Below are 26669 nucleotides of genomic sequence, written 5' to 3'. Positions count from 1 at the left end.
ATAGGTTGGGTGTGTAAGCGCTGCGAGGCGTTGAGCTAACCAATACTAATTGCCCGTGAGGCTTAACCATACAACACCGAAGGGGTTTTGTGGGCTCAATTGAAGAACATTGAATGTGTGAATGAGAACGAAACAGCTTTCCGAATTAAGAAATTTGCTTGGCGACCATAGCGTTGTGGACCCACCTGATTCCATGCCGAACTCAGAAGTGAAACACAACAGCGCCGATGGTAGTGTGGGGTCTCCCCATGTGAGAGTAGGACATCGCCAGGCTTTGAATATTGTCTAACCAGACACGCTGCGGAGCGGTAGTTCAGTTGGTTAGAATACCGGCCTGTCACGCCGGGGGTCGCGGGTTCGAGTCCCGTCCGCTCCGCCACTTATTAAGAGCCTCAGCAGTTATGTTGAGGTTTTCTTCAATGAGAAGCATAAATTATTTAGGGGTGTAGCTCCAACTGGCAGAGCAGCGGATTCCAAATCCGCGTGTTGGGAGTTCGAATCTCTCCACCCCTGCCATCTATCAAGCCTCCGCAGAAATGCTGAGGCTTTTTACTATTTTTCATCTCCTTATTATTTTTTAGGACATTCCTGTTCTTCAATAAAAGTATCGCCTCCATACTGCATTAAACCGATCTTTTCTGTGCTAATTTTAAGTTTGCATTTTTACGGCGTCAGTAGGTAATGCTTGCTAAGATAGTGGCAATATCCTCGTAGGGAAAAATATAAGATGAATCCAGTCATTGAAACTATTCTTGCACATCGTTCTATCCGATCTTTTACCGATCAGAAGATAACTCCAGATCAGCTGAGTACAATTATTTCTGCTGGTATTGCGGCATCATCATCGAGCCTATTACAGGTTAATTCAATCATTCGTGTTACGGATAAAGATAAACGCGAGCAGTTGGCTATACTGGCGGGCAACCAAGCTTATGTTGCAAGCGCTGCTGAGTTTTTAGTGTTCTGCATTGACTACCAACGTCATTACGCCATTAATCCTGAGGTAAAACCAGAGCTGATTGAACTCACTTTGATTGGCGCTGTAGACGCTGGGATCATGGCACAAAACTGTTTATTGGCGGCAGAATCGATGGGATTGGGTGGTGTTTATATTGGCGGCTTAAGAAATTCACCTAAAGAAGTGGATGAGTTATTAGAGCTTCCTCCATATTGCGCAGTGTTATTTGGTATGTGTTTGGGGTATCCGGCTCAGAATCCACAACTAAAACCTCGTTTATCTCCTGAGGTAATTGTTCATGAGAATACCTACCATGCTTTGAGTTATGCTGAAATAGAGCAATATGATGAGACGATGAGGGCTTATTATCAGACGCGTTCTTCCAATACCAAGCAAGCGGCTTGGTCTACAGAGGTAACGGCTAAATTAGCACAAGAATCTCGACCTCATATGTTGAACTATCTCAACAGTAAAGGCTTAGCACACCGATAAAAAAGAGCCCAATCTTAACGATTGGGCTCTTTTACAATGATTAGGCTAAACCTTGAATAACGACGAATTTTTCAAGTAGTTGATGTTCAGTCTCTATGTGTTCTGGATCGGTAATGATGCAGTTTGTTATCGGACATACGGATTGACAGGTGGGCTTGTCGTAATGTCCTTTGCATTCAGTACATAGATTAGGATCAATTTCATAGATCCGGTTGCCCATAGATATTGCGCCATTTGGGCATTCCGGATCACACATATCACAGTTAATGCATTTACTGGTGATCAATAATGCCATAACTACTTGCCTACGGGATTACGAGTATCTTGGCCAGCATTCAAGTTACGCATTAACAGAGCAAAGTTTAAATCCAACTCTTCAGGAACCGGGATATAAACAAAGTGACCGTTTCCTTTTGCGTCATCAACAGTTTCACCTTTGCGGTTTTCCATTGCTTCAAGTCTGAAGACAACATTCCCTTTTGGGGTCATCAGCTCTAAACTATCACCTAAGATAAACTTGTTTTTAACTTCAACTTCAGCCATTTCACCACGACGTTTACCCGTAAATTCACCAACAAATTGCTGTGAATCTGAGACTGAATAGCCATAGTCATAGTTTTGATAAGTATCGTGTGTATGGCGTCGCAAGAAACCTTCGGTATAGCCACGGTGTGCAAGGCTTTCTAAAGTGCCCATCAGGCTTTCATCAAATGGTTTACCTGAAACTGCGTCATCAATTGCTTTGCGATACACTTGAGCTGTGCGAGCGCAATAATAGAAAGATTTAGTACGACCTTCTATTTTTAATGAATGCACGCCCATTTTCGTCAAACGTTCTACATGCTGTACGGCTCGTAGATCTTTTGAGTTCATAATGTAGGTGCCATGTTCATCTTCAAAAGCGGCCATCTTCTCTTCTGGACGATGGCTTTCTGAAAGCAAAACCACATCATCAATCGGTTTGCCTAAACCAAGTGTATTATCAGGGCGCTCTTCTTGTACCTTGATAGTTTGAACTGCTGCTGGATCAAATTTCTCGACAATTTGACCTGTTTCGTCTTCTTTGGCTGATTCAACTTTGTATTCCCAACGACATGCATTAGTGCATGTTCCTTGGTTTGGATCACGTTTATTAATGTAGCCAGACAATAGACAGCGACCTGAATAAGCCATGCATAATGCGCCATGAACAAAAATTTCGAGTTCGGTCGTTGGACATTGCTCACGAATTTCTTCAATTTCTTCCAACGAAAGTTCGCGTGATAGAATCACTCGTTCAACGCCTTGGGATGCCCAGAACTTAACTGTTGCCCAGTTAACAGCATTGGCTTGAACTGAAAGGTGAATAGGCATTTCAGGAAATGCTTCACGAACCATCATGATAAGCCCAGGGTCAGACATAATGAGCGCATCAGGTCCCATTTCAACCACAGGCTTTAGATCTCGGATGAATGTCTTAAGTTTTGAGTTGTGGGGTTGAATATTACAAACCACGTACAATTTTTTACCCAAAGCATGTGCTTCATCGATACCGATTTGCAGGTTTTCATGGTTAAATTCGTTGTTGCGTACACGAAGGCTATAACGAGGTTGGCCGGCATAAACGGCATCTGCACCGTAAGCAAACGCATAACGCATGTTTTTTAGACTGCCCGCCGGTGATAGTAGCTCGGGGACAAAAGGGGTATGTGTGCTCATTGTTTTTCTCTAATCTGATCTCAAGTCAGGCCAATACCACCTGATGGTATTGGAGGGGCGCAAATTTTACGTTAAAAATAACCTTATGCCTAGTAGGGATCGTAAGCGATACAAAAAAGCCCAACACTTTTAAGGGTATTGGGCTTTTGCATGATGCTTTTGTTAAGCGTTCGGGTGAGGAAGGCCGCCGAGAACGTCAAATAAGTTAGGCAAAAATGCCGACATTTCACCACACATTAATGAGAAATCGGCATCAAAGCGAGCCGCTTGCTCTTCTCGTGGAATATCTTCATTTTGTTCTTTGAGCTCATCGCTAAATGCCAAACGCTTAATGCTACAATCTTCAGCCAGAATAAAGCTCAGGCGATCTTGCCAGTTCAATGCCAGTTTAGTGACGACTTTATTGGCTTCAATATGGCTTAAGATCTCATCGCTTGTCAGTTCTTGTTTCTTACAGCGGATCACTGCGCCATCTTCTAATAACGACTTTAATTCAGCTTCATCCAACAAGCTAAACCCTGGTGGTAGTTCGCCACTTTTAACCCACTGAGTAAGTGTTGTTTCTACCGCTTGTTCTGGGATCGCAGGTACTACGGGTAGGCTACCCATGGTTTTGCGTAGCAGCGCTAAAACGTCCTCAGCTTTTTTGTAGCTTGCGGCATCGACTAGAATGAAGCCTTGTTTGGGTAGAATAAGCACAAAAGTGAGATTGCTGCGGCTAAATGCTCTAGGTAGGAGATCGATGACAATATCTTCCTTGAGGCTTTCCTTCTCCTTTTTCTTGAGAGGTCGCCCTTCTTCCACTTCCATCGCTTCAACTTTGGCATTCAAAGAATCTTTAATGACCGAAGCAGGTAACATCTTTTCTTCTTTTTTCGCGCAGATCAGAATACGGTCTTCAGAAACGTGGGTCATCATGTCGCCGTGTTTACCCATTGCGTTAACCCAACCAAATTTTTGCTTATCTTGGCTGCCGCATGGCGTAAAACGAAATTCGGCCAGTTGTTTTTCGAGCTGATCGGCGTTGAATTCTACATCGCGATTAACACGATAAACCATACAGTTTTTAAACCACATATTCTTTCTCTTACTTAATTAGAAGACGCAACATGATAGGGGATTTGAAAGCTAAAGTCTTAAATCAATTTCAAAATATAATCATGACCTTGATAAGAAACTTATATGAAAAATTGTTTGCAAAGGTCACAAAAGTGTCATAATTGTTTCCCATAATGCATAGCGTTGATTACATAGAAAGGTTATTCAAATGTCTAGAAGGATTCTGGTTGTTGAAGACGAAGCACCCATTCGCGAAATGTTGTGTTTCGTGCTTGAACAAAAAGGTTATCAAGCTGTTGAAGCGGAAGATTACGACACGGCGGTGAGTAAACTGGCTGAACCCTTTCCCGATCTTGTGTTATTAGATTGGATGTTGCCCGGCGGGAGTGGTATCAACTTTATTAAGCATATGAAGCGTGAAGAATTAACACGCAACATTCCGGTTGTGATGTTAACCGCCCGTGGTGAAGAAGAAGATAAAGTTCGCGGCCTTGAAGTGGGTGCGGATGATTACATAACCAAACCTTTTTCGCCTAAAGAGTTGGTAGCTCGTTTGAAAGCGGTTATCCGGCGCGTCACACCGACAGCACTGGAAGATGTGATCGACGTGCAAGGATTGAAGTTAGATCCTGTCTCTCATCGAGTAACGGCTAATGATAATGCCTTAGAGATGGGGCCGACGGAATTCAAAATGCTACACTTCTTTATGACGCACCAAGAACGCGTCTATAGCCGTGAGCAGTTATTGAACAATGTGTGGGGTACCAACGTTTATGTTGAAGACCGCACTGTCGATGTTCATATACGCCGTCTGAGAAAAGCGTTAGAAGAGGCTGGCCACGATAAATTAATTCAAACAGTACGTGGTGCCGGTTATCGCTTTTCATCCAGAACATAAAGGATTAATTAAGGTACGAAATGGTTGAACGTTTAACGTGGAAAAGGCTGGCTTGGGAGCTGGCTTTTTTTTACTCTCCTTGGATTATCGTTGGCTGGATCTTTGGCCATATGGCTTGGCTGCTGCTAGCGGCTACGGCGTTGCAACTGATTTGGCATTTGCATAACCAAATGCGCTTGTCGGCTTGGTTGTGGGATGAAAAACGTTTAACGCCGCCTTCCGGGACTGGAAATTGGGAATACCTGTTTAATGGGATTTACCGTTTACAGCAACGCCAACGTAAAAAACGCAAAGAACTGACCAATTTGATCCGCCGCTTTCGTAACGGGGCTGAGTCGCTACCCGATGCGGTGGTGGTGTTCCGTGACGAAGGGAACATTGTTTGGTGTAACCGACTTGCACAGCACTTGCTCGGTTTTCGCTGGCCAGATGATGCAGGTCAACCTATCTCAAATTTATTGCGCGCCCCTGATTTTATCAAATATCTGCAAAAAGATGATTTCACAGAACCACTTGAAATGCGCTCTCCACTTAATGTGGAGCGAATGCTAGAGCTGCGTATTGTGCCTTACACAGAAGGTGAGCATTTGATGGTTGTGCGTGATGTCACTCAGTTGAAACAGTTAGAAGGCATGCGCCGAAATTTCTTTGCTAACGTTTCTCATGAACTGAGAACGCCGATGACGGTGTTGCAAGGGTATCTTGAGATGACAGAAGACCCTGACATGCTGGTAAGGCCGATGTGGCCTAAGGCACATGGAGTGATGACTGAGCAGTTAAACCGTATGAACAGTTTAGTCAATCAACTGCTGACGTTGTCAAAAATTGAAGCGGCGCCTATGCATGAGCTGGATGAAGTGGTTGATGTTCCGGCTATGTTGGAAGTACTTGAAAAAGAAGCGATCAGTTTAAGTGGCGATCATCATCACCGACTGCATTTTGATGTCGATAAGCGACTTAAAGTATTGGCCGATGAAGATCAACTGCGCAGTGCTATATCAAACCTTGTTTATAACGCCGTCAAATATACGCCTCCGGGAGCGGAAATTAATGTGCGTTGGTATCAAAACGCGCAAGGTGCTTGTTTAGACGTGGTGGATAAAGGGGAAGGGATTGAGCCACAGCATTTACATCGTTTAACAGAACGTTTTTATCGTGTCGATAAAGCACGTTCGCGAGATACCGGAGGAAGTGGGCTTGGGCTCGCGATTGTTAAGCATGCATTGTCACATCATGACACGCATTTGCAGATTCACAGTGAAGTGGGTGTTGGCAGCAAATTCTCTTTTATTTTGCCTAAACGTTTGGTTGTGCTGTCATGATACATCGCATATTTACAGCCTTTCTCTATTTTTACTTGCTGGTTACCACGAACGCCGTGATCGCTCAGCCGCTTGTGGATTACTCAAAAACTAACGGTGTTGCTGGTAGTTTACTTTCAGTGGGGTCAGACACTCTGGCAGGAATGACGACGCTCTGGGTTGAAGAGTTTAAGACGATCTACCCAAATATCAATGCTCAAGTACAAGCCTCAGGTTCCTCCACCGCACCTCCTGCTTTAACTGAAGGAACGGCGCAATTTGGCCCAATGAGTCGCCCGATGCGTGGTCGTGAGATTGAAGCATTTGAACGCGCTCACGGTTATAAGCCGACGGCATTGCGGGTTGCGATAGATGCCATTGGTATTTTTGTACATCGAGATAATTCAATCAAAGGGCTTAATTTTACTCAATTAGACAGTATTTTCTCATCCACGTTGCGCTGCGGTGCAACACAACCGATCAATACTTGGGCGCAATTGGGCGTTGATGAGAATTGGGCCAAGCGGGGAATTCAACTGTTTGGCCGAAATTCGGTGTCGGGAACTTATGGCTATTTCAAACAAAATGCACTGTGTGGTGGCGATTTCAAAAAGGGAGTAAACGAGCAGCCGGGATCGGCATCGGTTGTACAATCGGTTGCTTCATCGATCAATACTATCGGTTATTCTGGTGTTGGTTATCAGGTTTCTGGTGTGAAATTGATTCCGATAGCCAAACAAGGCTATCAGTTTATTGCCGCAAGTTATGAAAATATTCTATCAGGTGCTTATCCGTTATCTCGCTATTTGTATGTGTATGTGAATAAACATCCTAATCAGGATCTGCCACCCATGCAGCGCGAATTTATCCGTTTCATTTTTTCTAAGCAAGGACAAGCGATTGTTGGGAAAGATGGTTATGTGCCTGTCAGTGCCGAGTTTGCTCTGCAAGAACTAGCTAAAGTGGGCATAAAATAACGAGCTGTTCGCTCGCTATTTTTAATCAAACCCAATTCAAATTAAACATTGAGCTGCCAACCGACACTTCGCCAATACTGTTGTTCGCACATCAGATCCGCATGTAATAATTTATTATTTTCTAACCAATTGGCGTCTTCACATTCTAGTTTCCACTCATCATCTTTTGCGCTGAGCGTCAGCTCAGGAAGAGGATCATCATTACGTTGGCTATTGACAACAATCGCTAAACGCAACACGCGGATGAGGCCAATGATGTGCTTTTTCTTAAACAAGGTGAAATCATTCATTTCTTGCAGCTTGAGGGATTTGCGTTGAAAGCGTGCTAAGGTCGACAGCACTTGCTGTTGCTCGCTGTTAAAACCGGGCATGTTGGTGTGACGCAAGATATAAGCAGAGTGTCGGTGAAAGCCTTGTAAGTTGATGCTCAATCCCACCTCATGCAATAACGCTCCCCATTCCAAAAGATCAAACAGTTCGCTGCCTTTTTTCAATCCTAGCTCTGGGGTCACATTCTGTAGAAACTCTTTTGCATGGCCTTTGACTTTAGCGGCATGCTCTAAGTCGACTAGATGCTTCATCGCGAGGTTTTCAGTGGTGCGTAAACGGATATCGGAATACTTGAACCGATCTTCCATCTCATAAAGCAAACCTTCTCGTAATGCACCATCAGAAAAATGCATCTCTTTCACACGCAGCGATTTTAAAACCGCGCTTAAAATGGCAACTCCCGCAGCAAAAACGGGTTTTCTATCGTCAGTCAACGCGCTGAGTTCGATCTCATCAATATTTTGCCATTCACAGAGTTTTTCAATGAGTTTATTGACTCGCTCAAGCGTGATGATGCCATCATCAAAGCCCAAACCAATCAGTACTTCGTGAATGGCTTTGATGGTTCCTGACGAGCCGAAGGCGACTTCCCACCCTTTTTTGCGATATTTCGCCGCAATAGATTCGATTTTTTGCTCGGCGGCTAATATCGCATGAGCGAAGTTTCTGCTTGAAAGCCTACCATCAGCGAAGTAACGGTCGGTATAGCTGACGCATCCCATTTGCTTGCTGTTGATTAGGTCTGGATCAAACCCTTGGCCAATCACCATCTCGGTACTGCCGCCACCGATATCCACCACCAACATAGACGCTGCTTGAGGTTGAGTATGTGCCACGCCTAAATAAATTAAGCGTGCTTCCTCAGCTCCGGGAATGATTTCAATAGGGAAAGGCAGTACTTGTTTGGCTCGTTGCAAGAATGTATGAGCATTATTGGCTTGACGCAGCGTATGCGTGGCCGCGATGCGCACGTTTTCAGGTTCGAAACCTTGCAACCGCTCGGCAAACATCGCTAAGCATTCAAGTCCTCGCTCTATGGCATCGGCATCCAAATTTTTTTGTTCATCTAACCCAGCCGCCAAGCGTACACGTTGCTTATGGCGGCTCACCAGTTGCAGATCTTGATCGACGACTTTGGCCACCACCATATGAAAGCTGTTAGAGCCTAAATCGATGGCTGCAATATCGCGAATAGTATTAGTTGGGTTGATTGTCATGTAAGGGTTCTTTGCTCTTTCTGGTCTGTCTTTCTACATTCTTAAGATAGTCGTAGATGGCAAATTGTGAACGCACTTTTTTACGGTTACCACGTTCTACATAATTATTGCTCATCTCTTTGTCTATCCAGCGCGCTTTCACTGTATCGGTAAATTGTAAATTCATAATGTCAATCATACGCTGTTTCAAACGTGGGTCACGAATTGGTGTCGTTACTTCGATACGATGATCGATATTGCGCGTCATCCAGTCGGCAGAGGAGATATACACCAGCGGGTTGCCATCATTGTGCGTAATAATGACACGAGGGTGTTCCAAAAAGCGATCAACGATGCTGATGATTTTGATATTGTCACTCACACCCTCAATTCCCGGAACCAGCGAACACATGCCCCGGACGATCATCTTAATTTGTACGCCCGCGCTGCTTGCGCCATACAGTTTATTGATCAACCCTTTATCCACTAAGTTATTTAACTTTAAAGTGATTGCGGCTTTTTTACCAAGTTTCACATTGGCGATTTCACTGTCGATTAATCGATAAAGCTGAATACGAGAGTTTCTTGGCGACACAATGAGATGGCTAAATTTAACTGGTCGGTAAGGGTTTTCAATATAGCCAAACACGTTTCGTACTTCGGTAGCAATTTCATTGTCGGCGGTCAGTAGTGAAAAGTCCGTATAGATACGGGCGGTTTTTTCATGGAAGTTGCCCGTGCCGATGTGTGCGTAGCGAACGATGTTGTCCTGTTCTTTGCGGCTAATGAGCAGCAATTTAGAGTGAATTTTTAATCCGGGAGCACCGAAAATTACTTGGACCCCCGCTTCGGTTAAAATACGTGACCATTCAATGTTGGCTTCTTCATCAAACCGTGCTTGTAACTCAACTACTACCACCACCCGTTTGCCATTGTGTACCGCATCGACGAGCGAGTTCATTAGGCGAGAATCTTTGGCAACACGATAAATATTAATTTTGATGCTGATCACTTTGGGATCAAACGACGCTTGTCTTACCAACTCGGTAATGTGTTCAAATGAGTGGTAAGGATAGTGAAGTAGAATATCCTGAGCGCGAATCGCATCAAATGCATTGGCAAAACCTTCAAAGTCAGCACATTGCATGGGTGGTAGCGGCTTGTTCTCTAAATAGTCACGCCCCACGTTTGGGAACCCAATAAAATCTTTAAAGTTATGGTAACGACCACCAGGAAGAAGGCTATCATAGTGCGATATTTTGAGTTTTTCGCACAAGAATTTAAGCATTTTTGTCGGCATTTCGCGTTCATAAACAAAGCGTACGGGCATAGCACTTAAGCGTTGATTCAACCCTTCTGACATCTGTTCTAACAAACTGTATTCGACTTCCCGTCGCAAGTCATATTCCGCATCACGTGTCATTTTCATCGCGTAACCCGTGAGCTCTTCATAGTCAAAAAATCCGCGGAAAATCTCATCGAGGCAGTGGCGAATGATGTTGTCCAATAAGATGATGGTTTTGCGGCGTTTGCCCTTTTGCTCCGGCACCATGACAAAGCGCGGTAGGTGGTCTGTCGGGATTTCAATCAGCGCATATTGGCTGCGGTCATTGTGTTTGAGATCAACGGCAATATAGGCGTATTCATCTTTCAAAAATTGCATGACATCAATGTCGTCAGTCATGAGCAGCGGTGTAATATGCGGGCGCACTTCTTTATGGAAATACTTAGTGATCCATTTTTTCTGAGTCTCATCCAACTGCGTTTCATTAACCAAGAAGATACGGCGACGTGCCATTTCTAAAATAAGCTCATTATAGAGATTGTCGAAATCTTGGTTGAGTTTGAACGCCTTACTTTGCATTCGTGTCAGCAAATGCTTGGTAGTATCGTTACCACCACGTTCTCGGTTGATCAAAATTTGCCGTTTTACATCGGAAAAGCGAACTTTATAGAACTCATCCAGATTGTTAGAAAAAATACCTAAAAACCGTATTCTCTCGATTAAAGGCACGGTTTTATCTGCGGCTTCTTGCAATACGCGTTCATTAAACGAAAGCCAGCTCAATTCCTTGTCGATATACAACTTGTCCGTACTCATTCATGTTACCTTTTAACTCAATTGACGTTTTTTACTGACTCACCCTCTGTGTGCTGATTGTGCGATTCTGCACAGCAATCAATTCGGGTATTGATGATTATGCAAACTATGCCTTTTATGTGACATTTTTATTTCAAGTAGGCCAGTTGAGTATAGTTGTTTTATTTTCAGTCGTTTATTGCGAGTTGTAATATACTTGTCACGAAAATTACATATTATACGCAGACAGGAAAAAGGGTAGAGAGAGCAATGGCACCAAGTGAATTTTCATTGAAGGAACGTGACAGAAAACGGTTGATAAAAGACCGTTTGGTTCGCCTTGCAGTGAGTTTTGGTGGCGTGAGTGTACTTGGCGCTTTAGTGCTGATTTTTGTCTATCTTGCGATGGTTGTTTTCCCTCTTTTTGGTAGCGCAAAAATTGAAAGGAACGTGGCGCAAGTGAGTATAAACACTTCCAATCCTCAATTTTTGGCCATAGATGAATACGGCGAGAATGCCTTTGTTGTTGACCTTGACGGCAGCATGAACTTTTGGCCCTTGGACGGCAAAACGGAACACGCATTGTGGTCGGATAGTCTCCCTATTCGCGTTGATCTTTTTAGCCAAGCTCCCCCGCTGGATGGGTGGTTTGCCGCTAGCAATGCGGCGGGAGAGGTTTTTATTGCTCGCCCTAAATTCAGTTATCTTCATAGCGTGGAAGGTCGCCAGTTTTCTCCTTATCTTGAGCGCGTCAGTTTACCCTCTACCTTTCGGCTGACTCATAAAACGCAAACGTTACGCCAGTTTGCCTTCGCCGTTACTGATGAGGCACTTTTCTTTGCTTCTTATCTCGATAATGATGAGGTGATAGTACAAACCTTAACGAGTGATAACGTTGAGCCAATTCAGCGCTTTGTGTTTCAAGGCTCATTTCCTTCTTTGGACCAATTGCTTTTTACGCCAGATGGTAAAACGCTTTATCTTCGCTCAGGGTCCGAATTGGTTGTTGCAGTTAAGAGTCGTCAAGGTTATTTCGTGCGAGAAGTGGTTGATTTAAGCCAAGGTAATTCTGATCGAGCCGTGACACAAATCAACTTATTGTCCGGTGCTTATTCGCTACTGGTGACTCACCGTAACGGCTTAGTGTCTCAATGGTTTGATGTGCTGCAAAATGAAGAACGTCAACTGACTCAGATTCGTAAGTTTAAATTAGCGCCGCAGGTGACGCTGTTACTGCCGGATACTTATCGCAAAGGTTTTTACAGTTTCTACCCTAATGGCACAATCCAAAGTCACTATACGACCAGTGAAAAACTGGTGTTGTTTGAGAGGATGTACAACAAAGCCCCTCAATTGGCCGCCATGTCCAATAATGAGCTTTATCTCGCTACGTTGAGCGAGCAGAAGATCAGCGTGGCAAAAGTGGATAATGATTATCCTGAAATATCACTCTCATCATTGTGGCAAAAAGTGTGGTACGAAAGTTATCCAGAGCCTCAATATGTGTGGCAATCGACGTCAGCGAACGATGAATTTGAGCCTAAGTTTAGCCTAGTACCGATAGCCTTTGGCACTCTTAAGGCCGCAGCATACGCAATGTTATTTGCGATACCGATTGCGGTGTTTGGCGCGATTTACACGGCTTATTTTATGTCACCGAGAATGCGCCGAGTGGTGAAGCCGTCGATTGAATTGATGGAAGCGTTACCAACCGTCATTATTGGTTTTTTAGCGGGGTTGTGGTTTGCGCCATTAATTGAAAGCCATCTCGCGGCGGTCGGAGCGCTGCTGCTATTTTTACCCATTGTGATGTTACTCGTTGGGCTAGGTTGGCACCTGTTACCGAGAGCATGGGTGCGAAATTTTTCAAATGGGTGGCACGCATTGATACTAATCCCCGTATTAGTCGTTAGTACAGTGGCTATCTTTTCGTATAGCAGCCAAATTGAAGTTTGGCTATTTGATGGCGATATTCAGATTTATCTCGCGCAAAACGGCATCGATTTTGATCAGCGTAATGCGCTGGTGGTTGGTTTTGCGATGGGCTTTGCCGTCATTCCAACCATTTTCACTATTGCGGAAGATGCGATCTTTTCCGTACCTAAACATCTTTCTGATGGGTCATTAGCATTAGGCGCAACACCTTGGCAGACATTAACCAAAGTCGTGTTGTTAACGGCAAGTCCTGGCATATTCTCGGCGATCATGATGGGTTTGGGGCGAGCCGTCGGAGAAACAATGATCGTTCTTATGGCGACGGGTAATACACCCATTTTAGATTGGAATATTTTAGAAGGGATGCGCACCTTATCGGCAACGATTGCGGTTGAGTTACCAGAATCGGAAGTGGGGAACTCCCATTATCGGTTGCTTTTTTTAGCGGCACTATTGCTACTCATGTTCACCTTTTGTGTGAACTCGATTGCTGAATGGGTCAGACAAAGGTTGCGTGCCAAATATCGCGCTTTGTAATCAAGGTGCTTTGTAATCAATTGGGAAAAATCATCACAAATGTTTAAGTGGTTTCAATCAGGTTCACCTTGGATATGGTTAACAGGCGGTGCTGTCAGCATCAGCCTGATTTCGGTATTGGGCTTGCTCCTGTTTATTGGTTGGAAAGGATTAACCTATTTTTGGCCGACGCCACTTTATCAATGGCAAACTCAAGAGGGGCAAGCACTGGTTGGTCAGCTCTACTCTGAGGAAAATGTGCCATTAACACACTTAAGAGCATTAGACATTACGTGGCCCAAAGCCATACTGGATGCTGGGGAAGTGAAGCGGCTCAGTATCAAAGTCGCTAACCGAGAACGAAATCATGCGGACTTTGTTTCGATACTGGATGTTAAACTGTCGGATAAACAAATGCCTAGCGGGTGGGCGGTAATAGAACGCAAGAGTAACGGACAGTTTTATGGCAAGCCGATTGCTTATGTGCAAACCGATGGAAGCGAGAGTTCGGATGTTCAAACCATGCTCGCTGCAGGAATGCAGGATGTCGCGTTATTGAGAGAGCAAATTGACGATGTGATTGACCAAGAGATCCGAGTCATTGGCTTTACCGCCGAAAAATTACGTTTAGAGAAGCGTCGTAAAGAACTCAATGGAAAGCTAGAACGAACCTATTTAGATCACTATTTTCATAAAAAGCAGGATTTGGATAGCCAATTAGCTATTGCTGAACAAAAGTTAGATGCGCTGCGCCAGCAAATGAATGGGCCGTCGTTGATTGTTGAAGAGATGAGTGGGCAACGAGTGGCGATTCCACTTAGCCAAATTCTCGATATTTGGTATCCCAATGATATGACTTTGGGGCAAAAATTGGTCCAGTGGGGAAAGCAGGTGTGGCTCTTCCTATCAGAAGATCCCCGAGAATCGAACTCTGAAGGCGGCGTATTTCCAGCCATCTTTGGTACAGTGCTATTGGTGTTGTTGATGTCGGTTATTGTCATGCCACTTGGTGTTGTGGCGGCTATTTATCTGCACGAATACGCAAAAGAGAATCTATTTACTCGTATCATTCGTGTTGCGGTTATCAACCTTGCTGGTGTGCCATCGATTGTTTATGGGGTATTTGGTCTTGGTTTTTTTGTTTACACCATAGGCTCATCGATTGATACGCTACTCTATAGCGAAAGGTTACCAGCCCCCACTTTTGGTACGCCTGGCTTACTGTGGTCGGCGCTCACATTAGCGGTGTTAACTCTACCCGTAGTGATTGTGACGACGGAAGAAGGGTTAACACGGATTCCCAGCGCAGTACGCCATGGCTCGTTAGCATTGGGCGCTACCCATTTTGAGACGATTTGGCGCATAGTATTGCCAATGGCAAGCCCTGCGATTATTACTGGGCTTATCCTCGCCATTGCGCGAGCCGCGGGTGAGGTTGCCCCTTTGATGCTGGTGGGTGTGGTCAAACTGGCGTCAAGTTTGCCTGTGGATGGCGAATTTCCCTTCGTACATCTTGAGCGAAAATTCATGCACTTAGGTTTTCATATTTACGATGTTGGTTTCCAAACGACCAACATCGAAGCGGCTAGGCCACTGGTGTACGCCACTTCATTTTTATTGGTGACAGTGATTGTGGCACTGAATTTAACGGCCATCAGTATCCGCAATAACTTGCGTGAGAAATATCGAACGTTAGGGCAAGATTAATTATGTTTTCCATCAATCAAACTTTGGGTTATCACGCCCCGTTAGATGTTAATAATCTGAGCGATCAACAAACGGCGATTGCGATTGAAGATCTGAATCTGTTCTATAAACATACTTGTGCGCTGAGCCATATCTCAATGCGTATTCCCAAAGGACAAGTAACGGCGTTTATCGGCCCTTCCGGTTGTGGTAAGTCAACCTTACTGCGCTGTATTAACCGGATGAACGATCTGGTCGAAGGGTGTCGAGTTGAAGGTGAAGTCAAACTTCATGGTAGAAACGTCTATCACCCAGATGTAGATGTTGCCACGTTGCGCCGCCGAGTGGGGATGGTATTCCAACGACCTAACCCATTTCCGAAATCCATTTATGAAAACGTGGTGTATGGACTTCGTCTACAAGGAATTAAAAATAGCCGTACTTTAGATGACTCCGTTGAGCGAGCTTTAAGAGCCGCTGCGTTATGGGATGAAGTGAAGCATCGCCTACATGAAAATGCATTTGGCCTTTCAGGTGGGCAGCAGCAACGCTTAGTGATCGCCAGAGCGATTGCTATTGAGCCAGAGGTGCTGTTGCTTGATGAGCCAACGTCCGCGTTAGATCCTATTTCTACTTTGACCATCGAAGAGTTGATTAACGATCTCAAAACCAAATACACAGTGGTGATTGTGACGCATAACATGCAACAAGCGGCAAGAGTGAGCGACCATACGGCTTTTATCCATATGGGAAAATTGATTGAGTATGCGGATACTGACTCTATTTTCACCTCCCCATTGAAAAAACAGACGGAAGACTATATTACTGGTCGATATGGTTAATACTTTCGTCAATAGCGATATTCAAAAGGAACGATGATGCATCTAGGTCGCCACATTTCAGGACAGTTTAATGTTGAACTTGAATCGATTCGCACTCATGTATTGACGATGGGCGGGCTGGTGGAGCAACAACTCTCTTTTGCGATGCAAGCATTGCATAAAGATGATGCCGATTTGGCCAGAAAAGTCGTTCGGGATGATCACAAAGTGAATGCGATGGAAGTCTCTATTGATGAGGCTTGCACGCGTATTATCGCTAAGCGACAACCGACAGCCAAGGATCTACGCTTGATCATGGCGATCATCAAAACCATTACCGACCTTGAACGAATTGGTGATGTTGCCACCAAAATTGCCTACGTCACTATCGAAAGCCCTTCACCTAAAGAGAGCAAATTTCGAGTTTCTCTTGAACCTTTATGCCGACAAGCCATTGCAATGTTGCACCAAGTGTTAGACGCTTTTGCGCGGATGGATCTTGAATCGGCTGCTGAAGTGTACCGCTTGGATGACAAGCTGGATGCCGAATATGAAGCCGTGATCCGCCAACTAATGACCTATATGATGGAAGACCCTAAAAATATCCCACATATATTACAAGTCATGTGGTCTGCACGAGCCATCGAACGCGTGGGCGATCGCTGCCAGAATATCTGCGAATACATCATCTATTTTGTCAAAGGTAAGGATGTGCGCCACTTAGGTAAACAATCGATTGATGACATCCTCAAATAGCCTTTTGGGTAAAGTAAGGTGAAGGAAAGTTATTCACCTTACATCAAGACATAACGGTCGCCGAAGTTAAGAAAGCTGGCGTAATACCTCTTGGATTTTAGCCGGATCGGTAATTGGGATTAAGGTGTCATCGACAGACTCTTGCCCCATTTTCACTGCATTGGCGATCATATCCATGCTACTTGCACGCGTGGTTTTGCCGGACAAATGCACTTCAGTGATGCCCGTTTCACGGATAATGTCAGTCACGTTTGATGCGTTTAAGCCAGCCCCAGCCATAATAGAGAATCGGCCATTCGCCAGTTTCACCATGTGTGAAATTACGGCTCGTCCTGCATAGGCATCTGGCGCTAACCCTGAAGTAAGTACACGCTCACACCCTAATTTTGCAATGTCTTCAATCGCTTGTTCATAGCTGTGGCATTGATCAATCGCACGGTGGAAAGTGGTACCCAACCCTTGCGCGGCTTGCATCATCAGTAAGCTTGCTTCAAGGTTGATGGTGCGATTCGGATTCAAAATACCAAAGACGATGCCGTCTAGTCCCGCCTGTTTTGCCATCTCGATATCGATCAACATCGAATCGAGATCATCCTGATCATAAAGAAAGTCGCCTTGACGCGGACGAATCATCGCGTAAACAGGAACGCTCGATATTTGTGCGGCCTTTTTCATTAAACCAAAGCTGGGCGTCAGTCCACCTAATGCGAGCGACGAACACAATTCAATGCGAGTAGCCCCGCCTTTAATGGCGTTGTGTAGCGATTCAATATTATCAATACACACTTCAACTTGAATATTCATAGCAAAATCCTGCTGGAAAAATTTGGTTAATGTTAGCAAGTTAGAGTAGTGACGTCTGTGTGATTGAGGTAAGAAATAGGGGTAAAGTTTACCAACCAATGCTGCCTCATTTTCACTAAATGAACGCCAACGAAAAAGCCCAAAGCGTTAGCTTTGGGCTTGGATAAGGACTTTACTTCTTAACTGATTGGCGATGCGTTTTACGCTTTATTATATGTCCAACCATTGACCCGAGTTGAGCGCGGGCTAAGGAGAATTATTTCTTGCCTAGGTCGTCTGAGTGCTCAGCTAGGAATGCTGCAACACCTTTTGGAGATGCATCCATACCGGCTTTGCCTTCTTCCCACTGTGCTGGGCACACTTCACCGTTCTTTTGGTGGAAGTTAAGCGCATCAACCATACGTAGCATTTCGTCGATGTTACGGCCTAGTGGTAGGTCGTTCACAACTTGGTGACGTACAAGACCATCTTCGTCGATGAGGAAAGAACCACGGAAAGCAACGCCTGCTTCTGGGTGCTCAACATCGTACGCTTTACAGATTTCGTGCTTCACGTCAGCGATTAGCGGGTATTTTACTTGGCCAATGCCACCGTTTTCGATAGCGGTATTACGCCATGCGTTGTGAGAGAATTGAGAATCGATAGATACACCGATTACTTCAACGCCTTTCGCTTGGAAATCTTCGAAGCGTTTGTCAAAAGCGATAAGCTCTGATGGGCAAACGAAAGTGAAGTCTAGTGGGTAGAAGAAAACAACCGCTTTCTTACCTTTAGTAAATTCTGCGAAGTTGAAGCTATCAACGATTTCACCGTTACCAAGAACAGCTGCTGCAGTAAAATCAGGGGCTTTACGACCAACTAGTACCATTTTTTTGCTCCTAAGAATAAGGTTTAGTTCCAAACCAGTGATGAGCACTGGTCCAGTCCGTTTTTGAACGAGACAAACTATAGTACAGATTGTAGGATAGTAAAAAGCGAAATAAATAGATTAGTCTCATCGAAAAAAGCGATGAGCTCTAATGACGGAATCAGAAACGGCACTCAAATAAGATAGTAGTAGAACGATGAATAAATGGCCCAGTTTGAAGCAGTTGCACTATTTAGTAACACTCTACGAAACACGGCACTTTAGTGATGCCGCTGAACGTTGTTTTGTTAGTCAATCTACCCTAAGTAAAGGGATCCAAAATTTAGAGGAATTAATAGGTTGCCCGCTTTATGAAAAGGATAAGAAAGCTCCGTTAGTGTTTACTCAAGCAGGAGAGCTGGTTGTTAGCCAAGGAAGAGAGTTACTTGCCAAAGGACAAGATTTAGTGGAACTCGGCAAGGTTTGCCAAGGCGATGAGATGCAAGGTCAGCTTAAGCTGGGTTGTATTCCAACCATTGCCCCATTTTTACTGTGTGATTTAGTGCAAGAAGTGAATGTCCGCTTTCCGAAGTTGAACTTATTATTACGAGAAGATACGACGACGAACCTTTTGGCAGCACTGCGTCATGGAGAGCTTGATGTGTTGATTTTGGCTTTGCCTGTCGATATCGGCAAAATGGAGAGTAGAGTCGTGGGGATTGATCCATTCAAAATGGTGATCAGCCGTCATCAAATGGATAGCATCCGTGTGCCAATCAAGTATGCTGACCTGCCTGATGAATCGGTGTTTTTGCTCGAAAATGTGCACTGTTTAACGGATCATGCTGTGTCGGCTTGCAAGTTAACCGCCAAAGAGAAAATTAATCCATTTACCGCAACCAGTTTACATACCTTAGTGCAGATGGTCGCCAATGGTTTAGGGACGACTTTCATTCCACAAATGGCAATCAATCATGGCTTAGTTGAAAACCAAAATTTAGTGGTCATCGAGCCTCCTGGCCAGCAAGCGTATCGAGAGATTGGTTTAGTCTGGCGGCCAAGTTCATCGAGAACTCACACTTTTAAGCAGTTAGCGGATGTGGTTTCTGGTTTACTTTAGCGATTAGTCTTACTCTTTCTTTTGCTTAAAAAATCAAAAAGTCACTTTTAATGTGGCTTTTTTCAGTTTTTTATTCTGTTAGTGTTTTTAAACTTGTAAAATTTTACAAACAATTCTTGATGAAGTTTTCATAAAATCAAAAATCTTTACAGCCACAATTTTACACATCCTATTTTCTCTTGCGTTTAAAAATAAGGCATCTGTCTCGCTCGGTTAGTCGTAAATTCAAGCCTTACTGCGTCTCACATCATTTCGAACGTCTGTTTAAAACTAAAATCTGCCTTTTTGAGTTGTGTAATAAAATAACGTAATAACTTTCATATTTAACAAGGAAATCAAACATAGGTTTGAAACGGGATAAAACTTTGTTTTTAACCTTTCATTAACTTTGTCTCTTTTGCTGAATGATGAGTTGATGTAAGGTTTAATAAGGTTTTATAAGACTTATGTCTAGCTTGGTTAGGCTTGAAATATTGGATTGACTGAGAGAAAGTGTCGGTAGAGATAAGTCAGTGGATAGCAAAAAATGAGCATTTGAATTTGTGGTTTTTAAATTACAAATGTAGTTGGAATGGTTTTAAGGAAGAACGTTATGTTTGCACAGACCCCAGAAACAGAGTTAGCACTCAGCAAAGAACACCACGAAGCCAAGCTTGAGGTTGTTGGTGCCGTTGGCCCACATCATCAAGCTATTTTCCCTTCAGAAGCCCAAATCTTCTTGTCCACTCTGTGTGCTAAATTTGCAAGCCGTGTTGATTCGCTGCTGGATGCTCGAGAAGAGCGACAAACACGTATTGATAACGGAGAACTGCCGGATTTTCTCAAGGATACGCAAGATATTCGCGAAGGAAGCTGGAAAATTCTCGGTATCCCACACGATTTACAAGATCGTCGAGTGGAGATTACGGGGCCAACCGACCGAAAAATGGTGATCAATGCATTGAATGCTAACGTCAAAGTGTTCATGGCGGATTTTGAGGATTCGATGTCACCAGCATGGGATAAAGTGCTGGATGGGCAAGTCAATTTGCGTGATGCCATTAAAGGAACCATTAGCTATACCAATTCTGACAATGGTAAGTGCTACCAGCTTAAAGATAACCCAGCGGTGCTCATTTGTCGGGTACGCGGTCTGCACCTTAAAGAAAAGCATGTTAAATATGCAGGGCAAAGTATTCCGGGTTCGCTGTTTGATTTTGCACTCTACTTTTACAACAACTACAAATCATTGCTTAAAAAAGGCAGTGGCCCTTATTTTTATCTTCCAAAACTTCAGGCCTATCAAGAAGCAAAGTGGTGGAGTGATGTTTTCCATTTTACCGAAGAGTATTTTGGGTTAGAAACTGGCACCATTAAAGCCACCGTATTGATTGAAACCTTACCCGCCGTGTTCGAGATGGACGAAATATTGTTCTCGCTTAAAGAACACATTGTCGGCTTAAATTGTGGCCGCTGGGATTACATTTTCAGTTATATCAAGACATTGAAAAATTATCCGGATCGGGTGCTACCAGATCGCCAAGTTGTCACAATGGAAAAGCCGTTTCTTAACGCCTATTCACGCTTACTGATCTACACCTGTCATAAGCGTGGCGCATTTGCGATGGGCGGTATGGCCGCGTTCATTCCAGCTAAAGATCCCCAAGAAAATCAGTTGGTTCTCGATAAAATTCATCACGATAAATTGCTCGAAGCCAATAATGGTCATGACGGTACTTGGGTTGCCCATCCCGGTTTAGCGGATACGGCAAAAGCGGTCTTTGACCAAGTACTTGGCGAGCGTTGTAACCAATTAGATGTTACGCGTTTGTCTGATGCGCCGATTCATGCCAATGAGCTGTTGACCCCATGTGAAGGGGAACGTACCGAACATGGCATGCGTCATAATATTCGAGTTGCACTTCAGTACATCGAAGCATGGATCTCCGGCAATGGCTGTGTCCCCATTTATGGGTTGATGGAAGATGCGGCGACCGCAGAGATTTCTCGAGCGTCAATATGGCAATGGATCAAGCATGGAAAAGCCTTGGATAACGGTCAGATTGTTACCAAAGCGCTTTTTGAGCAGTATCTTGCGCAAGAAATTGAAGTCGTGAAACAGGAAATCGGCACGCAGCGATTTGCACAAGGACGATTTAGCGAAGCGGCACAATTGATGGCTCGCTTAACTACCAGCGATGAGCTGACACATTTTCTCACCGTTCCGGGTTATGACTACCTAGATTGATGAGATTTAAAACCAATAACTAATAACCAATTACTGACAACCAATAACGTGAAGCTGTTTTCAAAAGCAGAATAGGTCGTACTGCTGAGAAAAGGATGACAGTGCGCTTGCGCATCAAAATAAGAGGGATAGACCATGACATTAACTCGCCGCCAACAAATCGAAGCTCTAGAAAAAGATTGGGCAACCAACCCACGCTGGAAAAATGTAAAGCGTACTTATACTGCTGCTGAAGTGGTTGACCTGCGCGGTTCAATCACTCCAGCCAACACCTTGGCCCAACGTGGCGCTGATAAATTGTGGTCACTGGTTAACGGCAGTGCCAAAAAAGGTTATGTGAACTGCTTGGGTGCATTGACAGGTGGTCAAGCGGTACAACAAGCCAAAGCGGGAATTGAGGCGATTTATCTCTCCGGCTGGCAAGTAGCGGCAGACAACAACACCGCTTCCACCATGTACCCAGACCAATCGCTCTATCCAGTCGATTCTGTTCCATCGGTGGTCAAGCGCATCAACAACTCGTTTCGTCGTGCCGATCAAATTCAGTGGGCGGCCGGAAAATCACCGGAAGATGAAGGTGGTATTGATTACTTCTTACCGATTGTTGCTGATGCTGAAGCCGGTTTTGGTGGCGTACTCAATGCTTACGAGTTGATGAAGTCGATGATTGAAGCAGGGGCGGCCGGTGTGCACTTTGAAGATCAGTTGGCGTCAGTAAAAAAATGCGGACACATGGGCGGCAAGGTTCTGGTTCCGACTCAAGAAGCGGTTCAAAAATTGATTGCTGCACGTTTGGCCGCTGACGTATCAGGGACAACCACTTTGGTCATTGCTCGTACTGATGCAAACGCGGCGGATCTACTGACCTCGGATTGCGACGCATACGATCGTGATTTTATCCAAGGTGAGCGTACTCAAGAAGGTTTCTATCGCGTGAATGCTGGGATTGAGCAAGCGATTTCACGCGGTCTCGCTTACGCGCCGTATGCTGATCTCGTGTGGTGTGAAACCGCTAAGCCTGATTTGGATGAAGCCCGCCAATTTGCCGAAGCAATTCTAGCGCAATACCCAGATCAACTGCTGGCTTATAACTGTTCTCCCTCTTTCAACTGGGAGAAAAACTTAGACGCAGACACTATTGCTCGTTTCCAGCAAGAGTTGTCGGACATGGGGTACAAATATCAATTCATCACCTTAGCGGGCATTCATAACATGTGGTACAACATGTTTGAGTTAGCACATGCTTACGCGCAAGGCGAAGGTATGCGTCATTACGTTGAGAAAGTTCAGCGTCCAGAGTTTGAAGCAGCATCAAGAGGTTATACCTTTGTTGCACACCAACAAGAGGTGGGAACGGGTTACTTTGACCGGATGACCAATACCATCCAAGGTGGCAGCTCTTCCGTAACCGCGTTAACGGGCTCTACCGAAGAAGACCAATTTTAATTAGCTATACTTCCCAATCATTATCTGTGTAACACCTTTGAGCGGCGTAAGCCGCTCTTTTTTATGTGAGGTACTTATATTAGGGAGTGAGCGTTATTCAATATCGACTTCGTCCGGTTCACTCTCTTCTTGTAGCTCAAGTAAGGTAACAGCTACCCCAATAAAGTCCGTGTCAGTAATAATGCCCACTAGTTGGCCTTTATCTACAACGGGTAAGCAGCCTACTTTATGTTTTTGCATGTAGATAGCACTCTCTTTTAACCCCGCTCGCGGGTCAACCGTCATAATTTCAGTATGCATCACCTCATATAATGGCGTTGTCAGTGTATATGATTGATCTTCAGGGATGTTTTTTAAGCTCGACTCTTGCGCGGCAAGAATATCTCGATGAGTAATGATACCGAGTAGTTTTTTGTGTGGATCGACGATAGGGATATGGCGAATATCCAACGCTTCCATAGTGTGCTTAGCATCGGCTAACGTGTGTGTACGCAACAGGGTATGGGGGTTGCGAGTCATCATGTCTTCAATTTTGATCATAACGAGCTCCTTTTTATTATTGACCTGATTCAACTATAGTTTTTTCTGCGCAAAATATCTGAGAGCTCCCGCTATTTTTACTTTGATTGATGCGTAAAGATTGGGTGCCATTTTCATGTTTAATTACATTAAATTTAGATCTGGGTCTGACGAGCGAAGGTGTTTACGTATATACTACGGCGCTTAAAAAAAATTACGTCATCCACTCAAAACGAACAAGATAAGAACTATGCAAGTTTCAGACTTTCACTTTGAACTTCCCGATGAGCTGATTGCTCGTTACCCAACGGCTGAACGTACGGCGAGTCGCTTACTGCAATTAGACGGTAACAGCGGTGAACTGGCGGATGGCTCATTTAAAGACGTTCTTGACCGAGTTCAGCCCGACGATTTATTGGTTTTTAACAATACACGTGTCATCCCTGCTCGCATGTTTGGGCGCAAAGCTTCAGGCGGCAAACTGGAAGTATTGGTCGAACGAATGTTGGATGAACAGACGATTTTAGCTCATGTTCGCTCATCTAAGCCGCCAAAACCGGGCAGTGAGTTGTATTTAGGAGAGCATGACGAATATCATGCACACATGGTGGCTCGCCATGACGCGCTGTTCGAGATTCGTTTTACAGCGTCAAAGACGGTACTGGAGATCTTAAACGAGATTGGCCATATGCCGTTGCCGCCTTACATTGACCGCCCTGATGAAGATGCTGATAAAGAGCGTTATCAAACCGTATACAACCAAAAACCGGGAGCTGTCGCTGCACCGACCGCCGGTTTGCATTTCGATGAGGCTCTGCTTGAGCAAATCAAAGCGAAAGGCGTCGAATTTGCTTATGTAACCTTACATGTTGGCGCTGGAACCTTCCAGCCAGTACGAGTCGACAATATTCACGATCACCATATGCATGCAGAATATGTTGAAGTGCCACAAGAGGTAGTCGATGCCGTCAACGCGACGAAAGCGCGTGGTGGCCGAGTGATCGCTGTTGGAACTACGTCGGTGCGCTCACTGGAAAGTGCCGCGCAAGATGCGCTTAAAAAGGGCACTGAGCTGGTTCCTTTTTTCGGTGACACTGAAATTTTCATCTTCCCTGGTTATGAATATCAGTTGGTGGATTGCTTAATCACTAACTTCCACTTGCCAGAGTCGACACTGATTATGCTCGTCAGCGCTTTTGCAGGTTATGATCATACTATGGCCGCGTACGCGCATGCCGTGAAACATCAATATCGTTTCTTTAGTTATGGTGATGCGATGTTTATCACCAAGAACACCAATTAACGAGTGCTAGCATTACGCTAGGAGAAGAAGCTCCGCTTCGTTTTTCGCTAGGAATTGGCGACCGCTCTAGAGGGGTGCTTGCACCTAATCATGATACGTCAGACTGTTTCTCTGACATTGGAGGCTTCGTGAAGTTAACATACGAACTTAAAAAGAAAAACGGAAATGCTCGCCGTGGGCAATTAACCTTTGAACGTGGCACTGTGCAAACACCGGCATTCATGCCTGTAGGTACTTACGGCACAGTAAAAGGCATGACACCGGAAGAAGTAAAAGAGACGGGCGCAGAAATTTTGCTCGGTAATACTTTTCACCTGTGGCTGCGCCCTGGCCAAGAAGTGATGAAAATGCACGGCGACTTGCATGATTTTATGAACTGGCAAGGCCCGATCCTCACCGATTCAGGTGGTTTCCAAGTGTTTAGCTTGGGTGATATTCGTAAAATCACAGAAGAAGGGGTGCATTTTCGTAACCCAGTCAATGGTGACAAGATTTTCATGGACGCAGAAAAGTCGATGGAAATTCAAAAAGATCTGGGCTCTGACATTGTGATGATTTTCGATGAGTGTACGCCGTACCCTGCGACGCACGACGAAGCGAAAAAATCAATGGAGATGTCTTTACGTTGGGCGCAGCGTTCACGTGACCATTTCGACAAATTAGAGAACACCAACTCGCTATTTGGTATCGTGCAAGGCAGTGTTTACGAAGATTTGCGTGATGTTTCCGTGAAAGGCTTAACCGAGATCGGATTTGATGGCTACGCGGTTGGTGGCTTAGCGGTGGGTGAACCTAAAGAAGACATGCACCGTGTACTTGAGCACACCTGTCCACAATTGCCAGAAGACAAACCACGCTACCTGATGGGTGTCGGTAAACCTGAAGACTTAGTGGAAGGGGTACGTCGCGGTATCGATATGTTTGACTGTGTGATGCCAACGCGAAATGCACGTAATGGCCATCTATTTGTGACGGGTGGTGTGATCAAGATCCGTAATGCAGTACATAAAACCGATACAACTGCGCTGGATCCGCATTGTGACTGTTACACTTGCAAAAATTATTCGAAGTCGTATTTACACCATCTGGATCGTTGTAACGAAATTCTGGGTGCGCGTTTAAATACTATTCATAACTTACGTTATTACCAACGCCTGATGGCAAGCATTCGTTTAGCGATTGAAGAAGACCGCTTCGACGCGTTTGTTGAGGAGTTTTATGCTCGTCGCAATCGTGAAGTTCCACCAATGGGCCAATAACGGTTTTGCTGCGTTTTGCTTGATTTGTGAAGTGATAAACTTGAAATTAAGCCAACGCAGCCCAATTAGAATTACATTACACAACAATATTTTAGAGGACGTTTTCAATGAGTTTAATTTCTGTAGCACACGCAGCAGGTGAAGGTGCATCACAAGGTGGCGGTTATGAAATGCTGATCATGCTTGGTATGTTTGCGGTTATTTTCTACTTCATGATTTACCGCCCACAAGCCAAACGTGTTAAAGAGCATAAAAGTTTGATGGCCGCCATGACTAAAGGTGATGAAGTGTTAACCAGTGGCGGTTTAGTGGGTAAAATCACTAAAATCGCAGAAGACAGCGATTACATCTCTATCGAACTGAATGTGAACAATGAAATTGTGATCAAAAAAGATTTCATTACAGCGGTGCTACCAAAAGGTACGCTTAAGTCTTTATAAC

22 protein-coding genes, 2 tRNA genes and 1 rRNA gene are annotated in these 26669 nt (G+C 44.5%); 17 read left to right on the top strand and 8 right to left on the bottom strand.

Annotated elements, in window-relative coordinates; all coding sequences use genetic code 11:
- Positions 1 to 157 precede the first annotated feature (157 nt).
- The 4 genes from rrf to nfsA all read left to right on the top strand — a co-directional run bounded on the left by rrf (position 158) and on the right by nfsA (position 1450).
- Positions 158 to 273: ribosomal RNA gene (rrf, locus tag AACT23_RS00645) — 5S ribosomal RNA — on the top strand.
- 29 nt (positions 274 to 302) lie between these two features.
- Positions 303 to 379: transfer RNA gene (locus AACT23_RS00640), tRNA-Asp, on the top strand.
- A gap of 60 nt (positions 380 to 439) precedes the next feature.
- Positions 440 to 516 (top strand) — tRNA-Trp (locus AACT23_RS00635).
- Between the two features lie 211 nt (positions 517 to 727).
- Positions 728 to 1450 (top strand): oxygen-insensitive NADPH nitroreductase, encoded by a 723-nt coding sequence (nfsA, locus tag AACT23_RS00630; protein WP_017047921.1) that lies wholly within the window; start codon positions 728 to 730, stop codon positions 1448 to 1450.
- A gap of 40 nt (positions 1451 to 1490) precedes the next feature.
- On the opposite strand, the gene AACT23_RS00625 is transcribed toward nfsA, so the two are convergent.
- The 3 genes from AACT23_RS00625 to rdgC form a co-directional block, all read right to left on the bottom strand.
- Positions 1491 to 1745 (bottom strand): YfhL family 4Fe-4S dicluster ferredoxin, encoded by a 255-nt coding sequence (locus AACT23_RS00625; protein ID WP_013857525.1) that lies wholly within the window; start codon positions 1743 to 1745, stop codon positions 1491 to 1493.
- A gap of 2 nt (positions 1746 to 1747) precedes the next feature.
- On the bottom strand, positions 1748 to 3148 hold the full coding sequence (gene trhP / locus AACT23_RS00620) for a prephenate-dependent tRNA uridine(34) hydroxylase TrhP (RefSeq protein ID WP_017042130.1): 1401 nt from the start codon (positions 3146 to 3148) through the stop codon (positions 1748 to 1750).
- 162 nt (positions 3149 to 3310) lie between these two features.
- Positions 3311 to 4225, bottom strand: a complete 915-nt coding sequence (gene rdgC, locus AACT23_RS00615) for a recombination-associated protein RdgC (RefSeq protein ID WP_010320437.1) — start codon at positions 4223 to 4225, stop codon at positions 3311 to 3313.
- A gap of 190 nt (positions 4226 to 4415) precedes the next feature.
- Here rdgC and phoB point away from each other — a divergent pair, with 190 nt between their 5' ends.
- Genes phoB through AACT23_RS00600 form a run of 3 tightly spaced genes read left to right on the top strand, consistent with a single transcriptional unit; the run spans position 4416 to position 7383 of the window.
- Positions 4416 to 5105 carry a phosphate regulon transcriptional regulator PhoB gene (gene phoB, locus AACT23_RS00610; protein WP_013857522.1) on the top strand — a complete coding sequence of 230 codons (690 nt, stop codon included), beginning with the start codon at positions 4416 to 4418 and terminating at the stop codon, positions 5103 to 5105.
- A 20-nt stretch (positions 5106 to 5125) separates the two neighbouring features.
- Positions 5126 to 6427 carry a phosphate regulon sensor histidine kinase PhoR gene (phoR, locus tag AACT23_RS00605; RefSeq protein WP_094128371.1) on the top strand — a complete coding sequence of 434 codons (1302 nt, stop codon included), beginning with the start codon at positions 5126 to 5128 and terminating at the stop codon, positions 6425 to 6427.
- Positions 6424 to 7383 (top strand): PstS family phosphate ABC transporter substrate-binding protein, encoded by a 960-nt coding sequence (locus AACT23_RS00600; protein WP_094128368.1) that lies wholly within the window; start codon positions 6424 to 6426, stop codon positions 7381 to 7383. Before phoR ends, AACT23_RS00600 begins: the two co-directional genes overlap by 4 nt.
- A 41-nt stretch (positions 7384 to 7424) precedes the next feature.
- Here the strand turns inward: AACT23_RS00600 and ppx are convergent, their stop codons facing one another.
- Positions 7425 to 8930, bottom strand: coding sequence for an exopolyphosphatase (ppx, locus tag AACT23_RS00595; RefSeq protein ID WP_094128365.1), 1506 nt, complete (start codon positions 8928 to 8930; stop codon positions 7425 to 7427).
- Entirely contained in the window at positions 8911 to 11010 is a 2100-nt protein-coding gene (ppk1, locus tag AACT23_RS00590) for a polyphosphate kinase 1 (RefSeq protein WP_013857518.1), read from the bottom strand. The genes ppx and ppk1 overlap by 20 nt, the downstream gene beginning before the upstream one ends.
- 249 nt (positions 11011 to 11259) lie before the next feature.
- Here ppk1 and AACT23_RS00585 point away from each other — a divergent pair, with 249 nt between their 5' ends.
- The 4 genes from AACT23_RS00585 to phoU are packed head-to-tail and all read left to right on the top strand — an operon-like array spanning position 11260 to position 16703.
- The gene (locus tag AACT23_RS00585) at positions 11260 to 13461 is read left to right on the top strand and encodes an ABC transporter permease subunit (protein WP_094128362.1); all 2202 of its coding nucleotides are present in this window, start codon (positions 11260 to 11262) and stop codon (positions 13459 to 13461) included.
- 39 nt (positions 13462 to 13500) lie between these two features.
- Complete coding sequence (pstA, locus tag AACT23_RS00580) at positions 13501 to 15147, top strand: phosphate ABC transporter permease PstA (RefSeq protein WP_094128359.1); 1647 nt, start codon at positions 13501 to 13503, stop codon at positions 15145 to 15147.
- Between the two features lie 2 nt (positions 15148 to 15149).
- On the top strand, positions 15150 to 15968 hold the full coding sequence (gene pstB / locus AACT23_RS00575; protein WP_094128356.1) for a phosphate ABC transporter ATP-binding protein PstB: 819 nt from the start codon (positions 15150 to 15152) through the stop codon (positions 15966 to 15968).
- 36 nt (positions 15969 to 16004) lie between these two features.
- On the top strand, positions 16005 to 16703 hold the full coding sequence (gene phoU / locus AACT23_RS00570; protein WP_010320427.1) for a phosphate signaling complex protein PhoU: 699 nt from the start codon (positions 16005 to 16007) through the stop codon (positions 16701 to 16703).
- A 66-nt stretch (positions 16704 to 16769) separates the two neighbouring features.
- Here the strand turns inward: phoU and AACT23_RS00565 are convergent, their stop codons facing one another.
- Positions 16770 to 17606, bottom strand: a complete 837-nt coding sequence (locus AACT23_RS00565) for a copper homeostasis protein CutC (RefSeq protein WP_094128353.1) — start codon at positions 17604 to 17606, stop codon at positions 16770 to 16772.
- 157 nt (positions 17607 to 17763) lie between these two features.
- On the bottom strand, positions 17764 to 18375 hold the full coding sequence (locus tag AACT23_RS00560) for a peroxiredoxin C (protein ID WP_010320425.1): 612 nt from the start codon (positions 18373 to 18375) through the stop codon (positions 17764 to 17766).
- A 196-nt stretch (positions 18376 to 18571) separates the two neighbouring features.
- On the opposite strand from AACT23_RS00560, the gene AACT23_RS00555 reads away from it, so the two are divergent.
- The 3 genes from AACT23_RS00555 to aceA all read left to right on the top strand — a co-directional run bounded on the left by AACT23_RS00555 (position 18572) and on the right by aceA (position 23147).
- A complete protein-coding gene (locus AACT23_RS00555; RefSeq protein WP_013857512.1) occupies positions 18572 to 19474 on the top strand; it encodes a hydrogen peroxide-inducible genes activator in 903 nt (300 codons plus the stop codon).
- Positions 19475 to 20066: 592 nt separating this feature from the next.
- A complete protein-coding gene (aceB, locus tag AACT23_RS00550) occupies positions 20067 to 21701 on the top strand; it encodes a malate synthase A (protein WP_094124965.1) in 1635 nt (544 codons plus the stop codon).
- 135 nt (positions 21702 to 21836) lie between these two features.
- The gene (aceA, locus tag AACT23_RS00545; protein WP_013857509.1) at positions 21837 to 23147 is read left to right on the top strand and encodes an isocitrate lyase; all 1311 of its coding nucleotides are present in this window, start codon (positions 21837 to 21839) and stop codon (positions 23145 to 23147) included.
- 93 nt (positions 23148 to 23240) lie between these two features.
- On the opposite strand, the gene AACT23_RS00540 is transcribed toward aceA, so the two are convergent.
- On the bottom strand, positions 23241 to 23687 hold the full coding sequence (locus AACT23_RS00540; protein ID WP_038171482.1) for a CBS domain-containing protein: 447 nt from the start codon (positions 23685 to 23687) through the stop codon (positions 23241 to 23243).
- A 229-nt stretch (positions 23688 to 23916) separates the two neighbouring features.
- On the opposite strand from AACT23_RS00540, the gene queA reads away from it, so the two are divergent.
- The 3 genes from queA (at position 23917) to yajC (ending at position 26668) form a co-directional block, all read left to right on the top strand.
- Complete coding sequence (gene queA, locus AACT23_RS00535; RefSeq protein ID WP_094128350.1) at positions 23917 to 24969, top strand: tRNA preQ1(34) S-adenosylmethionine ribosyltransferase-isomerase QueA; 1053 nt, start codon at positions 23917 to 23919, stop codon at positions 24967 to 24969.
- A gap of 128 nt (positions 24970 to 25097) precedes the next feature.
- Positions 25098 to 26228 (top strand): tRNA guanosine(34) transglycosylase Tgt, encoded by a 1131-nt coding sequence (gene tgt, locus AACT23_RS00530; RefSeq protein WP_026027700.1) that lies wholly within the window; start codon positions 25098 to 25100, stop codon positions 26226 to 26228.
- Positions 26229 to 26335: 107 nt separating this feature from the next.
- The gene (gene yajC, locus AACT23_RS00525; RefSeq protein WP_013857505.1) at positions 26336 to 26668 is read left to right on the top strand and encodes a preprotein translocase subunit YajC; all 333 of its coding nucleotides are present in this window, start codon (positions 26336 to 26338) and stop codon (positions 26666 to 26668) included.
- Position 26669 lies beyond the last annotated feature (1 nt).

It is taken from the genome of Vibrio sp. V09_P4A23P171 (assembly GCF_963875615.1).
In the GTDB taxonomy this organism is placed as follows: Bacteria; Pseudomonadota; Gammaproteobacteria; order Enterobacterales; family Vibrionaceae; genus Vibrio; species Vibrio anguillarum.
Note: the sequence above shows the minus strand (reverse complement) of the source record. Positions and strands in the feature narration are given on the sequence as shown.